9 protein-coding genes are annotated in these 14,446 nt (G+C 72.5%); 5 read left to right on the top strand and 4 right to left on the bottom strand.

Features of this window, described 5'->3' with window-relative positions:
- The first annotated feature begins 15 nt into the window (after positions 1-15).
- Positions 16-219 carry a hypothetical protein gene (locus ACIP89_RS00195; RefSeq protein ID WP_024489200.1) on the top strand — a complete coding sequence of 68 codons (204 nt, stop codon included), beginning with the start codon at positions 16-18 and terminating at the stop codon, positions 217-219.
- Positions 220-468: 249 nt separating this feature from the next.
- Here ACIP89_RS00195 and ACIP89_RS00190 read toward each other — a convergent pair whose 3' ends face one another.
- The 4 genes from ACIP89_RS00190 to ACIP89_RS00175 all read right to left on the bottom strand — a co-directional run bounded on the left by ACIP89_RS00190 (position 469) and on the right by ACIP89_RS00175 (position 6,132).
- Positions 469-1,383 (bottom strand): hypothetical protein, encoded by a 915-nt coding sequence (locus tag ACIP89_RS00190; protein ID WP_402112101.1) that lies wholly within the window; start codon positions 1,381-1,383, stop codon positions 469-471.
- A 347-nt stretch (positions 1,384-1,730) separates the two neighbouring features.
- On the bottom strand, positions 1,731-2,837 hold the full coding sequence (prfB, locus tag ACIP89_RS00185) for a peptide chain release factor 2 (protein WP_401921704.1): 1,107 nt from the start codon (positions 2,835-2,837) through the stop codon (positions 1,731-1,733).
- Positions 2,838-2,994: 157 nt separating this feature from the next.
- The gene (locus ACIP89_RS00180; RefSeq protein ID WP_401921702.1) at positions 2,995-4,245 is read right to left on the bottom strand and encodes a serine/threonine-protein kinase; all 1,251 of its coding nucleotides are present in this window, start codon (positions 4,243-4,245) and stop codon (positions 2,995-2,997) included.
- Between the two features lie 204 nt (positions 4,246-4,449).
- Positions 4,450-6,132, bottom strand: a complete 1,683-nt coding sequence (locus ACIP89_RS00175) for a protein kinase (protein ID WP_402112100.1) — start codon at positions 6,130-6,132, stop codon at positions 4,450-4,452.
- Positions 6,133-6,632: 500 nt separating this feature from the next.
- On the opposite strand from ACIP89_RS00175, the gene ACIP89_RS00170 reads away from it, so the two are divergent.
- From ACIP89_RS00170 to ACIP89_RS00155, 4 genes are all read left to right on the top strand, one after another.
- Positions 6,633-10,343: an FHA domain-containing protein gene (locus ACIP89_RS00170; RefSeq protein ID WP_402112098.1), complete on the top strand. Its 3,711-nt coding sequence runs from the start codon at positions 6,633-6,635 to the stop codon at positions 10,341-10,343.
- Between the two features lie 227 nt (positions 10,344-10,570).
- Entirely contained in the window at positions 10,571-11,941 is a 1,371-nt protein-coding gene (locus ACIP89_RS00165; RefSeq protein ID WP_401921695.1) for an ABC transporter substrate-binding protein, read from the top strand.
- 4 nt (positions 11,942-11,945) lie between these two features.
- Entirely contained in the window at positions 11,946-13,370 is a 1,425-nt protein-coding gene (locus tag ACIP89_RS00160; protein WP_401921693.1) for a carbohydrate ABC transporter permease, read from the top strand.
- The gene (locus ACIP89_RS00155; RefSeq protein WP_401921690.1) at positions 13,367-14,290 is read left to right on the top strand and encodes a carbohydrate ABC transporter permease; all 924 of its coding nucleotides are present in this window, start codon (positions 13,367-13,369) and stop codon (positions 14,288-14,290) included. Before ACIP89_RS00160 ends, ACIP89_RS00155 begins: the two co-directional genes overlap by 4 nt.
- Positions 14,291-14,446 lie beyond the last annotated feature (156 nt).

The raw sequence follows: 14,446 nt of genomic DNA, 5'->3' as shown, positions 1-14,446 counted from the left end.
GGAGGAGGAAAGCGCATGACCTATGACCGATTGGTGTGCGCGAACTGTGCGGCGCCCGTGGCCGAGGGCCGCTGCCCCGTCTGCCGGGCCAGCCGGGCACGGCTGGAGCAGCAGGGACAGGGCCAGGGTCCCTTCGGCGGGATGAACCCCATGATGCTGATCGCCCTGCTGGTGGTGCTGCTGTGCGCCTTGGCGCTGCTCGCGCACCAGGCCGCGTGACCGAGAGCGCCCCTCCCATTACCTGAACTCCGCCGAAGACCGGTACGGACCGGTCGGCACGGACGCCCTCCGCGACCGGTCGCGGCACTGCACGGAGGCCGGTGGGCAGATTCCGTGGGATTCCGTGGTGGCTCGCGCCGAAGGGGCCCTCAGGGGCGGGGAAGGGCCTACACGCACTGCACGCACTGGGACCCGGTCCGCCGAGGCGGACCGGGTCCCAGTCGTCGTACACGTACCGCTTGCGGACCGTCAGGCGGCCGTGCGGCCGTTCACCAGGCGCGGGAGGATCCGGAAGCCGATGCCTCCGGCGATCATCGTCGCGGCACCGACGAGCAGGAACGTGGTCTCGGCCGCACCGGTCTCGGCGAGCTCGTCCTTGCCCTTGCCCTGCTCGGCCGGCTGGTTGCCGACCGAGTCGGTGTCGGTGTTGTCGGCGCACTCGGCACCGTTCAGGTCGACGGTGCAGTTGCCGCCGCCGTTGCCACCGTCGGTCCCGGAGCCGGAGCCGCCGGTGGTCGTGTCGCCGCCCGAGGCGTTGCCGCCACCGCTGGAGTCGCCACCGCCGACAGCCGCGTCGCCACCACCAGCGGCAGCGTCACCGCCACCCGCAGCGTCCTCACCACCAGCGGCAGCGTCACCGCCACCCGCAGCGTCCTCACCACCAGCAGCAGCGTCACCGCCACCCGCAGCATCTTCACCACCAGCAGCAGCGTCACCGCCACCCGCAGCATCCTCACCACCAGCAGCAGCGTCACCGCCACCCGCAGCATCCTCACCACCAGCAGCAGCGTCACCGCCACCCGCAGCATCTTCACCACCAGCGGCAGCGTCGCCACCGCCTGCGGCGTCCTCACCACCAGCGGCAGCGTCACCGCCACCCGCCACGTCGGCGCCACCGGCGACATCCGCGCCACCCGCGACGTCGGCACCGCCGGCCGCGTCGCCACCGCCGGCCGCGTCTTCGCCGCCCGAGGCGTCGCCGCCACCGTCCTCCTCGCCGCCGACGCCGATGTTCACGACGTCGTTGTTGGCCGCGTCGTTGACGCCGATGCCGACGCCGATCCCAACGGCCTGCGCCGCACCCGCGGCGGTGAGCGAGGCGCCTGCGGCAATGACCGCACCCGCGGCTATCCGCGCGACGCGTACTCGCGTCTTCTTCGTCATGTGCTGCTACCCCCAGTAGCTGTTCTCGTCAATGGAGCAGCCATATGCGGGGCCACGGCCCTGCGGGGTTTGCTCCGAGCACCGGCCGACATCGTGCCGCGGCCGTCCCGCCCGCCCCCGATCACACCCGTCCCAGACATACGCATGCTGCTGAAGCAGCCTGTCCAGAGTTAAGGACTACGTCAAGGCCGATCCGTGCAATGTGCGGTGCTTTGAAGGCAATTGGCCTTCATTCGGCATCAGGACTGTGACGCAGTCACCACGCCGTCCCCCCAACTGCCCGGCCGGAACACGAAGGAGCCCGGACGGTGATCGCCGTCCGGGCTCAACCGCTTCACAGGAGCAGGCTACTTCTCGTTCTGCTTGCGCCAGCGGATACCGGCCTCGACGAAGCCGTCGATCTCGCCGTTGAAGACCGCTTCCGGGTTGCCCATCTCGAACTCCGTACGCAGGTCCTTGACCATCTGGTACGGGTGCAGGACGTACGACCGCATCTGGTTGCCCCAGGAGTTGCCGCCGTCGCCCTTGAGGGCGTTCATCTTCGCCTGCTCCTCCTGGCGGCGGCGCTCAAGGAGCTTCGCCTGGAGGACGTTCATCGCGGACGCCTTGTTCTGGATCTGCGAACGCTCGTTCTGGCAGGAGACGACGATGCCGGTCGGCAGGTGGGTCAGCCGGACCGCGGAGTCCGTGGTGTTGACGCCCTGGCCGCCGGGGCCGGAAGAGCGGTACACATCGATGCGGAGCTCGGACTCGTCGATCTCGACGTGGTCCGTCTGCTCGACGACCGGGAGCACCTCGACGCCCGCGAAGGACGTCTGTCGGCGGCCCTGGTTGTCGAAGGGCGAGATCCGGACGAGCCGGTGGGTGCCCTGCTCGACGGAGAGCGTGCCGTAGGCGTACGGCACCTCCACCGCGAAGGTGGTCGACTTGATGCCGGCCTCTTCGGCGTACGCCGTCTCGTAGACCTCGGTCTTGTAGTTGTGCCGCTCGGCCCAGCGCAGGTACATGCGCTGGAGCTTCTCCGCGAAGTCCGCCGCGTCGACGCCGCCGGCCTCGGCCCGGATGGTCACCAGGGCCTCCCGCGCGTCGTACTCGCCGGACAGGAGGGTACGGACCTCCATCTCGTCGAGCGCCTTCTTCACGGAGGCCAGCTCGGACTCGGCCTCCGCGAGCGCGTCGGCGTCGCCCTCGTCCTCGGCGAGCTCGAAGAGGACTTCGAGATCGTCGATGCGGCCGCGCAGGGCCTCCGTCTTGCGGACCTCGGCCTGCATGTGCGAAAGCTTGCTGGTGATCTTCTGCGCCGCCTCCGGGTCGTCCCACAGGGACGGAGCGGCAGCCTGCTCCTCAAGGACGGCGATGTCACCCCTCAGCGCATCCAGGTCCAGGACGGCCTCGATCGACCCCATGGTCGAGGAGAGGGACTTCAGCTCTTCGGAAATATCGACGACTGCCACGGGTCCAGCGTAACGGCTGTCGGCGCGGACGTTCCTCGGGCCGCGTGATCGCGGCCCGCCGCCCCTTCTTTCCCGGCCCGCCGCGCCTTCTTTCCCGGCCCGGCGCCGCCCTGTTCCGCAGGGGGCGCCGGAGGCTCTCAAGGGGGGCCGGGGGCTCTCAAGGGGCGCCGGGGGCGGAGCTGCCGGTGTCCTGCGGGGTCTCGCCCGCGTCGTCACCGCTCATCGCCAGCCAGCCGCCGACACCGAGTGCGGCGACGAGTATCAAAGCCACCGCGCCCAGAGTGAGGCGGCGCTTGCGGATGGCCGCCGACTTGTTGCGGGCCGAGCCGGGGCGGGGCCGGCCGGGGGCGCGCGGGGCGCGGGCGGTGCCCCTGGGGCCGCCGGAGAGCTCGTCGGGGGCCGGTACGCGCATGCTCGTGTGGGTGTCCCGGTTGGAGTCGGGGGACGAACCGGGGACCAGCGGCACCGCGCCCCGGCGGCGGGGCTCCTCGGCGGCCGGGGTGTACTGCTGCTCGTCGTAGCTCTGCCCGTGCGGCTGGGGCTCCGGCTCGTCGTCCGGCTCGTCCACGTCCAGCGGCGGGATGCCGGCGAGCTGCGGGAGCTGTTCGCGCAGCCGGGCCGCCAGCTCGGAGGCGCGCAGCCGGGAGGCCGGGGCCTTGGCCAGGCACTGGACCAGCAGCTGCCACAGCTCCTCCGGGATGCCGGGGAGCGGGACGACGGTCTCGGTGACATGGCGGCGCAGTACGGCGCCGGGGTGGCCGCCGCCGAAGGGCGTGAAGCCCGCGAGGAGCTCGTACAGCACCGTCGCCAGGGCGTAGATGTCGACGGCGGCGCGCGGCGGGAGGCCCTCGACGATCTCGGGCGCCAGGTAGTCGGGCGTCCCGATGATCTTGGTGGCCTTGGTGCGCCGCGGGGTGTCGATCAGCTTGGCCACGCCGAAGTCGGTGAGCAGCGCCGGGTGGGAGTTGCCGGGGCCGAGCGGGCCCTCCATGTCGAGCAGGATGTTCTCCGGCTTGACGTCGCGGTGGACGACCCCGGCGGCGTGCGCGGCGGCGAGGCCGTCCGCGACATCCGCGACGATCGCGACGGCGGCCTCCGGGGCCAGCCTGCGCTCGCGGTCGAGCCGGGTGCGCAGGTCCGTGCCGCGTACCAGGTCCATGACCAGCGCCAGGTCGTTGCCGTCCACCACGAGGTCGCGGACGGCGACGATGTGCGGATGGTCGAGGCCGAGCAGGGCGGTGCGCTCCTGGACGAACCGGCCGACGAGTTCCTGGTCGGACGCGAGGTCCTCGCGGAGCAGTTTGATGGCGACGGGCCCCTCGGGCCCGTCGCCGAGCCACACCGTGCCGGCGCTGCCACGCCCCAGGATCTGGTGGGCGGTGTACCGGCTGCCGATATTCCGTGCCAAGACTGCTCCCTCAGCGGCTGGCGATTGGGCCCTCGCGCAACAACCCCCGGTCGACAAAGTTACGCGGCGATCGGGGGGTTGCGTGCCCTGGATGGCGCCAACCTTCACTTCTGCGTACGAATTGCCAGCGAATTGGTTCGCAGAAGTCGATATAGCTACAGAATTGACGGGGCGTCCAGTCGGACCGGCGGCGCCCCGCTCCCGTCAGTTACCGCTGTCTCCGCCCAGCGCCGAGACCCAGTCGCTGATCTTGCCCGCGGCGTCACTGATCGCGTGCCAGTAGCTCTGGCCCTGGCCGATCCAGTCCTTCAGCGGAGTGAGCTCCCAGATCAGCCAGCTCGCGACGACGAGAAGGACCAGCGTGAACAGGCAGCCCTTCAGGCAGCCGAGGCCGGGGATCTTCATCGGGTTGGCGCTGCGCTGCCTGGGCTCGCGCGGCGCGCGCTGAGCAGGCTGCTGCGGCTGCTGCGGCTGCTGCGGCTGCTGCGGCGGCGCGTACTGCTGACGCTGACGCTGCTGCTGCGGCTGATACTGCTGCTGCTGCGGCTGATACTGCTGCTGCTGGGGCTGGTACTGCTGCTGCGGGGGGTACTGCTGCTGAGGCTGCTGCCGGTTCTGCGGGGGGTACTGCTGCCCGCGCGGCTGCTGTTGTTGCTGTTGGTGCTGTTGCTGCTGGCGCTGGGGGCGGCGGCGCAGCGGGTCCTGGCTCGGGTCGAGGTACTGGACCTGCGTCTGGTCGTTGCGGTCGCGAGCGGCCTGGAGCTGGGACTGCCAGGGGTGCGGTCCGTCGGGCTGCGGGGCGCCCGCGGGCTGCGACGGGACGGGCGGCATGACCGCGGTCGGGTCGGGGTGGCCGCCCTGCCCGGCGTTCTGCTGCATGACGCTGGTGGCCGCGTTCGGGTCGTACGAGCCGGCGTTGCTCGGCAGCACCTGTGTCGGGTCCGCCGCGCCGGGCGTCTCCGGGACGGCGGTGGGCGCCGGGTCGGGTGCCAGCAGGACCGCCACGCCGTCGGCGGCGGCGATCTGCGCCGAGTTCGCGTGCACGCCGATGCCGGCGGCGACGGTGCGCAGCGCGCGGGCCAGGTTCTCCGCACTGGGCCGCCGGTCCGGGTCCTTGCTCAGGCAGCGCTCTATGACGGTCCACAGGGGCGCGGGGACCGTGCTGGGGCGGCGGGGCTCCTCGCTGAGGTGCCGCTGGAGGACTTCGAGGGCGGTGCCCCCGGCGAACGGCGGACGGCCGGTGAGCAGCTCGTACAGCAGGATTCCGGCGCCGTAGATGTCGACGGCGGAGGTCTGCGGGCGGCCCTCGGCCGATTCGGGCGCCACATAGGCCGGCGTGCCGACGAACTCGTGGGTCCGGGTCAGCCCCGGGGAGTCCGCGAGCCGGGCGATGCCGAAGTCGGTGAGCATCGGGTGCATCTGGCCGTCGCGCTCGGAGACCAGCACGTTGGCGGGCTTCAGGTCGCGGTGGACGACGCCGTCGGCGTGGCTGGCGGCGAGCGCGTCCGCGATCTGCGCGGTGAGCAGCGAGGCGGCGACCGGGCTGAGCGGGCCGTTGTCGCGCAGGTAGTGGTGCAGGTCGGGACCGTCGACCAGGTCCATCACCAGGGCGAGGAGGTCTCCCTCCACGACCAGGTCCCGGGTGCGCACGATGTTCTCGTGGGTCAGCCGCAGCAGCACGGAGCGCTCGCGCAGGAACCGCATCACGACATCCGCGTCGTTGGCGAGCTCCTCCTTGAGGACCTTGATCGCGACGAGTTCGCCGGGCTGGCCGGTGACGGCCGCCTCGGCGCCCGCGGCCTCGCGCTGGCGGGCACGCCAGACGGTGCCCGTGGCGCCGCGTCCCAGCGGCTCCTCGAGCAGGTACTTGCTGCCTACCGGCCGCACGTCATGCGCTCCCTGCTGATCGTGGTGCTTGCGGTCCCCCGGATTGCCTCCAGGAGTTTCCGGCCCACTCTAGAGCCTGTCCGGGGCTGGGTGACCGGCTCCGCCTGGTTGCCGCTTTGTCCGGAATTCCCCGAGGGGGCGGGTCTCGGCGCCCCGGGGTGCACCGGTTGCGGAGGAAGACGCCCACTTCGTACGGATGGTTGCCGCACCGGGGGGGCGCGCGATTCCCCGGGGCTCCGGCGCGGACCGGATCGGCCGTGCCGGGAACGGGCCAAGCAGGCACTTTTGTACGCACAGCAGACCTTTCAAGATCACTTAGCGGTGACCCCCGGGCGTGTTGTCAGTGGCAGGTGCGAGGATGCCTCCAGCACGGAACCGTGGGTCGGGAGCCCCGCGGTACGTGACGAACCTGTACCGGACGACGCGTCCGTGCCGGGTGGGGGGAATCACAGGGCTTTTCCCCTGCCGGGCACCCCGCGCAGAAGGGACCGCTGACGGCGATGCAGATCCGGCTGACCGTCCTCGCGCCGCGCAGCGGCCAGACCCCGGCGCGCGCCTGCGATGTGCTGGTCACCGCCCCCGTGGGGACGGCGCTGGCCACTGTGGCGTCCGGCCTGGCCGCGGCCGTCTCCGGGCCGGACGGCTCCCTCGGCAGCGGCGCGGTGGTGCTGTTCGCCGGACGGGAACGGCTCGACGCACAGCGCAGCGCCCTCGGTGAGCCGCCCTTGGTCGACGGAGCGGTGCTCTCGCTCCAGGTCCCGGGCGAGGACGAGTCGACGGACGACACCGTTCCGGCGCGGCTGCACGTGATCGCCGGACCGGACGCGGGCGGGGTCCACCTGCTGCACGGCGGGCAGATCCGGATCGGCCGCTCGGCCGAGGCGGATGTGCCGCTCGACGACCCGGACGTCTCGCGGCTGCACTGCGCGGTGACCGTCTCCGACGACGGCCGGGTCTCGGTGGCCGACCTGGGCTCGACCAACGGCACCTCGCTGGACGGCGCGGAGGTCCGCGACCGGCCGCTTCCGCTGCAGCCCGGTGCGCTGCTGCGGCTGGGCGAGTCGACGCTCCGGCTGACCTCTGGGGCGCGGACGCCGACACTGGCGACGGCGCCGGACGGCGAGGGGCATCTGCGGGTGGCCGGCGCCCCGGCCGGCCCCGGTTACGGGGACGGCTCCGCCCACGCGCACGGCGCGGACGCACGCCGCGGGCCGGGTTCCGACGACGAAGCCGCCTTCCACGAACGCGGAGACGGACACGGACATGCACACGGACACGGACACGAACACGGGCACGGACACAGCCACGAGCACGGCGCGGACGACGACGGGCGCGGGCAGTCCCGGCCCCGGCCCGGCTCAGGGGCCGCCGGCCGCCACCCGGACGAGGAGCCGCCCCGGCGCGGCATAGGCGCCTGGGCCCGCCGGCTCACGGGCGGCAAGGGCGATCCGGTGCACGAGAGCGCGCCCGACGAGACGCCCGCACCGGTCCCGGCCCCCGCCACCTTCACCGCGCTGCCCACCGCTCCGGAGGGCACCTGGCCCGATCCGGCCTCGGTACTGCTGACCGCGCTCGGCCCCGGCCCCCGGCTGTGGGAGCGCGACACCGCGCATCCGGAGGCGCTGGTGGTCCGGCTGGGCACCACGGAGCGGGCCGAGCTGCCGGCCGTGCCGGTGACCGTGGGACTGCGGGAGGCGGGCTCACTGGGGCTCGCCGGACCGCGGGACCGGCTGTCCGGACTCGCCCGCTCGGCCGTGGCGCAGCTCGCCGCCCTGCACTCCCCCGCCGATCTGGAGATCGTGCTGATCAGCACGGACCGGGCGCGCGGTCTCGACGAGCGCAGGCGCGAGTGGTCCTGGCTCGGCTGGCTGCCGCATCTGCGCCCGATGCACGGCCAGGACTGCCGGCTGCTGCTCGCGTACGACCGCGAGCAGGCCGCCGCCAGGACCACGGAGCTGGTCCGCCGCCTGGACGACGGGCCGCTGGGCCCCGGCTGGGCGAGCCTGGACCGCGCGACGGTCGCCGAGGCCTCCCGGCACTACGAGGGTCCGTTCACGGTGGTGATCGTGGACGGCGACCCCGGCTCCTCCGCACTGCGTGAGAGCACCGCCCAGCTGGCCTCGGCGGGCGCGGCGGCGGGCATCCACCTGATCTGCCTGGCCGAGACCCCGGCCGCCACCCCCACCTCGCCGGTCGCGGCGACATACGAAGCGGCGTGCCACGCCTCCATCGCGTTCCGGGAGTGCGGGGCCGTGGCGATGCTCAGCGGTGACGTGGCGACGGCCCTGCGGCTGCTGCGCACGGCGGGCGGGCGCGCGGCGGGCCACGGCACGGTCGCCACGGTGGACGCGGTCTCCGCGCACTGGGCGCAACGATTCGGCAGGGCGCTGGCCCCGCTGCGCGCGGAGGGCCCGTCCGGGCTGCCGGGCCGGCCGGCCACGGTGGCGCTCCCGCCCTCCGCCCGGCTCCTGGACGAACTGGGCCTGGCCCGCGCCACCCCGGCCTCCCTGATGGCCCGCTGGGCCTCGACGGCGGACGACCAGCCGGGCGCGACGGTGCGCGGCTCCGGCGGCTGGACGGGCACCCGCGCCCCGGGCCCACGCGTGGGCGCCCAGCGCACGAGCTCCGAATCAGCCCGCACGGACGGCCCCGGCTCGGGCCGTACGCCGTACCCGGACCGCTCCGGCACCCACGACAACAGCACCTCCGGCCGTACGCCGTACCCCGACCGCTCCGGCACCCACGACAACAGCACCTCCGGCCGTACGCCGTACCCGGACCGCTCCGGCACGTACGACAGCAGCACCTCCGGCCGCACCCCGTACCCCGACCGCTCCGGCACGTACGACAGCAGCACCTCCGGCCGCACCCCGTACCCCGACCGCTCCGGCACGTACGACGGCAGCACCTCCGGCCGCACCCCGTACCCCCGGGTGGGCGGGGAGCGGTATGACGCGGGGGCCGGGGAGCCGCAGAGTTCGCGCACCCTGCCCGGCTCCGACACCCGTGGCTGGGACGGGTCCGCGGATGTGCGGGGCGGTGACAGCCTGCGGTCCGCGGGTTCCGGGCGCTCCTCCGGCCGGGTCAGCGGGCCGCGTCAGGGCGACGCGCCCCGCGTCGCCACCGCGGACACCGGTGCCCGCCCGGCGGTCCGTCCCGACGAGGGCGCCGCGTTCGCCGGGCGGCCCGTCGTGGTGCTCGGGGCCGGTCCCCGGGGCCCGGTCAGCGTGGATCTCGCCGACGAGGGGCCGCACCTCCTGATCGAGGGGCCCGGCGGCAGCGGGCGTACCGAACTGCTGAGGGCCGTCGCCGCGTCGCTGGCGGCCGCCGCCCGGCCCGACCGGCTCGGCATCCTGCTGGTCGACGGCGCCGGGGGCGAGCGCGGCGAGAGCCTGCGCCCCTGCTTCGAACTCCCGCATGCGTTCACGCACTTGGTGGCTTCGGACCCGGTCAGGATGCGGGAGTTCGCGCAGGCGCTGGGCGCCGAGGTGAAGCGGCGGGCCGAGCTGCTCGGCGGGCTCGACTTCGCCGAGTGGCACAGCCGTTCGGATGCGGCACGGCGGTCCGCCGGTCAGCGGCCGCCCAGTTCGACCGGCGGAGAGCACGGCGACGTGGACTCCCAGATGACCGGCACCCTGCAACTGCGGCCGATGGCCCGGCCGCCGGAGCCGGGCCCGTCACCGCTGCCCAGGCTCGTCGTGCTGGTGGACGACTTCGACGCGCTGATCGCCCCCGCCCTCGGCAGTCCGGGCCGGCCGGCCGCCGGTTCGGTCGTCAGGGCGCTGGAGACCGTGGCCAGGGAGGGCGGCCGGCTCGGCGTCCACCTGGTCGCGACGTCCGCACGGCCGGACCGCACGCAGGACACCGACCTGGCGCACGGGGCCCGGCTGCGGGTCGTGCTCGATCCGCCCGCCGTTCCGCCCTCGCCGGACGCCCCGGCGCCGGGCCGGGGCCGGCTGGGTCATCCGGACGGGAGGGTGACACCGTTCCAGGGCGGCCGCGTCACGGGCCGCATTCCGCGTACGGCGACGCTGCGCCCCACGGTCGTACCGCTGGAGTGGGAGCGGATGGGCGACCCGCCGACCCGCCGGCCGGTGCGCGAACTGGGCAACGGGCCGACCGACCTGGCGCTGCTGGCCAGCGCGCTGGAGCGGGCGGCTCGTTCGGTCAACGCCCAGCCGCCGGCTCCGCTCGCGCCCGTTCACCCCTGAGTGCGACCGGCCCGCGGGTACGGGCCGGTCGTCCCCAATCTCCGTATACCGTCACTGACTTGACGTCACGAGCCCACAACGATCACCGACTTGTGCCCGATCCCGGTATTGCGGCACCCGGATGCCGGGCGTAGGACTGTGCGCACACGACCACGTGAAGAGTGACCGGAACCGTCGGAGTCCGGCGGTTCCGATCGGTGCACGCGCACAGGAGAGACGGGGCAGGGATGCGCACAACGCTTCGGATTCGCAGGGCCGCCATGGTCTTCACAGCCATCGGAGCACTGGCCCTCACCGGCTGTGGCGACGACGGTGACGGCGGAAAGGGCAAGGCCGACGGGGGCGGCTCCGAAGGTGGCAAGGACAGCGCGTCGAGCGTCGTCCTGCCGAAACTGGACGGCGAGAAGATCTCCGTCGCGGCGGTCTGGACCGGTCCGGAACAGGCCAACTTCGTCAAGGTCCTCAAGGAGTTCGAGAAGCGCACGGGGGCGACGGTCACCTTCGTCCCGGCGCAGGACCCGATCGTCAACTTCCTCGGTACGAAGATCGCGGGCGGTCAGCCGCCGGACGTCGCGATGATCCCGCAGGTCGGCGCGATCCAGCAGGCCGTCGCGAAGAAGTGGGCGAAGCCCGCCGGGGACGGGGCGAAGGCTCAGCTGACCAAGAACTACTCCAAGGTCTGGCAGGACCTGGGGGCCGTGGACGGCACCCAGTACGGCGTGTACTTCAAGGCCGCCAACAAGTCGCTGATCTGGTACAACGCCAAGGCGTTCGAGAACGCCGGGGCGAAGGAGGCGAAGACCTGGAAGGAATTCCTGGCCACCGCGGAGACGGTGTCCGCCTCTGGTGTCACCCCGGTCTCGGTGGCCGGTGCGGACGGCTGGACGCTCACCGACTGGTTCGAGAACATCTACCTCTCCCAGGCCGGCCCGGAGAAGTACGACCAGCTGGCCCAGCACAAGATCAAGTGGACGGACCCGTCCGTCAAGGACGCGCTGACCACGCTCGGGCAGCTGTTCGGCAAGCCCTCCCTGATCGCGGGCGGCGCGGACGGCGCACTCCAGACGGAGTTCCCGGCCTCGGTCACCCAGACCTTCACCGGCGGTGACCAGCCCAAGGGCGCGATGGTCTTCGAGGCCGACTTCGTAGGCGTCAACATCCAGCAGACCAAGGCCAAGATCGGTACGGACGCCAAGGTGTTCCCGTTCCCCGCGGTCGGCGCCGAGTCGCCCGTGGTGACCGGCGGGGACGCGGCGGTGGCGCTGAAGGACACCAAGGGCGCCCAGGCCCTGCTGACCTGGCTGGCCTCCGCCGACGCCGCGAAGATCGCGGCCGAGCAGGGCGGGTTCATCTCGCCCAACAAGGCCCTGGACGTGGCCGCCTACCCCAACGAGGTGCAGCGCACGATCGCGAAGGCGCTGATCGCGGCCGGTGACGCCGTCCGGTTCGACATGTCCGACCAGGCCCCGCAGTCGTTCGGCGGGACGCCCGGCAAGGGTGAGTGGAAGAGCCTCCAGGACTTCCTCAAGAACCCGAAGGACATCGCGGGGACCCAGGCCAAACTGGAGTCCGACGCGGCCAAGGCGTACAAGAGCTGACGGGATGACGACAGCCGCAGCGGGGGGCGCCGAAGAGGCGCCCTCCGCCGACACCGGATCCCGCGGCGGGACCTCGGTACCCGCCCCCAGAAAGCCCGGGGACGGGCAGCCGCCCGTCCGCCGGGTGCCCAGCCGCAAGAGCGTGACCGGTACCCGCAGGATCTTCGCGGCGCTCTTTCTGCTGCCCGCGCTGGTCCTGCTCGGCGCGCTCGTGGTCTACCCGATCGTGTACTCCGTCTACCGGTCGTTCCTCGACCAGGCGGGGACCGGATTCGCCGGACTCGACAACTACAAGGCGCTGTTCTCCGACGACACCATCCGTACCGCGATCAAGAACAACGCGATCTGGGTCGTCCTGGCACCGACCGTCTCCACCGTCCTCGGCCTGATCTTCGCCGTGCTGACCGAACGGATCCGCTGGGGAACGGCGTTCAAGCTGATCGTCTTCATGCCGATGGCGATCTCGATGCTCGCGGCCGGCATCATCTTCCGGCTGGTCTACGACCAGGCGCCGGAGCGCGGGATCGCCAACGCCGTCGCGGTGGGCGTGCACGACACGTTCAGCGGGTCGACCGGCTTCCCCAAGGCGCATCCGCTGCCCGTCCACCCGCTCAAGGCGGCCGGCGGCGGGTCCTTCGTGACCAGGACGCCGGTCCGGGCCGGGGAACCGGTCCAGCTGCCGCTGGTCGGGGTGGCGCCCGCGAAGATGCCCGGCGACGCGAAGCCCGCGCGGACCCCCGCGAAGGCGGACGGCGGGAAGATCACCGGCACCGCCTGGCTGGACTTCACCAAGGGCGGCGGCGGAAAGCCCAACGTCATCGACCCCTCGGAGCTCGGCCTCAAGGGCATCAAGGTCGAGGCCGTCAAGGGCGGCGAGGTGGTCGCCTCGGCCACCGCGGGCGCCGACGGCACGTTCACCCTGCCCGCGGCGGCGGACGGCGCCGAACTCCGGCTCCCCGCCTCCAACTTCAGGGAGCCGTACAACGGCGTCGACTGGCTCGGGCCGAGCCTCGTGACGCCCGGCATCATCGGCAGCTACGTCTGGATGTGGGCGGGCTTCGCCATGGTGCTGATCGCGGCCGGCCTGGCGGGTCTGCCGCGCGAACTCCTGGAAGCGGCCCGGGTCGACGGGGCCAACGAGTGGCAGGTGTTCCGCCGGATCACGGTGCCGATGCTCGCCCCGGTCCTCGCGGTGGTCCTGGTGACGCTGATGATCAACGTCCTGAAGGTCTTCGACCTGGTCTTCATCATCGCGCCGGGCTCCTCGCAGGACGACGCGAACGTGCTGGCGCTCCAGCTCTACCGGTCCTCGTTCGGCACCGACGCGGACCTGGGGATCGGCAGCGCCATCGCGGTACTCCTGCTGCTGCTGGTGGTCCCGGTGATGCTCTTCAACATCAGGCGGATACGGAAGGAGGCGCGCCGATGACGGCACCCACGGCCACGGCGCCGCCCGCCGGGGCGGGCGGCGCCCCGGACACCGGCACGGCGAAGGCCGGGCGGTCGCTCGGCGCCCGGATCGCGGCACGGGCCGGCGGCGGCGTGATGCGCGTCGTCCTGATCCTGGTGGCCCTGTTCTGGCTGATGCCCACCATCGGGCTGTTCCTGTCCTCGCTGCGCAGTGCGGACAGGATCGCGGCGACCGGCTGGTGGAAGATCTTCACCACCCCGTCCGAGCTGACCTTCGACAACTACCAGCGGCTGCTGGATAATTCGACGATCACCGACTCGCTGTTCAGCACGGTGATGATCACCGTGCCGTCGACCGTTCTGGTCGTGGTGATCGGCTCGCTCGCCGGATACGCCTTCGCCTGGATGGAGTTCCCGGGCCGCGACTGGTGGTTCCTGGTCGTGGTGGGGCTGTTGGTGGTCCCGGTTCAGGTGGCGCTGATCCCGGTCTCCAAGCTCTTCGGCACGGTCGGCATCTTCGAGACGACCTTCGGCGTGATCATCTTCCACACCGCCTTCGGACTGCCGTTCGCCATCTTCCTGTTGCGCAACTTCTTCGCGGAGATCCCGCGAGAACTGCTGGAGGCGGCGCGGCTCGACGGGGCGGGCGAGATCAGGCTCTTCACCCGGGTCGTGATGCCGCTGGGCGGTCCGGCGATCGCCTCACTGGGGATCTTCCAGTTCCTCTGGGTGTGGAACGACATGCTGGTCGCACTGATCTTCGCGGACTCCGACTCGCCGCCGATCACGGTCGCACTCCAGCAGCAGGTACGGCAGTTCGGCAACAACATCGATGTGCTGGCGCCCGGCGCCTTCGTCTCGATGGTGATTCCGCTCGCGGTGTTCTTCGCCTTCCAGCGCCAGTTCGTCTCCGGCGTCATGGCGGGTGCGGTCAAGTAGTCACCGGGCGGGAGCCGCGCCCCGGGGCGCGCACGTCAACGCGGGGCAGTCCGGCCGGTCACCACGGACTGCCCCGTACGCGTGCCGGGGACGCCTCGGTCCCCGGCGGAGGACCGGGAATACCACACACCGTGCGCCCCGGGAGGCCCAAGGTTC

This window comes from Streptomyces sp. NPDC088730, from assembly GCF_044751215.1.
In the GTDB taxonomy this organism is placed as follows: Bacteria; Actinomycetota; Actinomycetes; order Streptomycetales; family Streptomycetaceae; genus Streptomyces.
The sequence above is the reverse complement of the archived record's forward strand: the minus strand, read 5'-3'. Positions and strand labels throughout refer to the sequence as shown.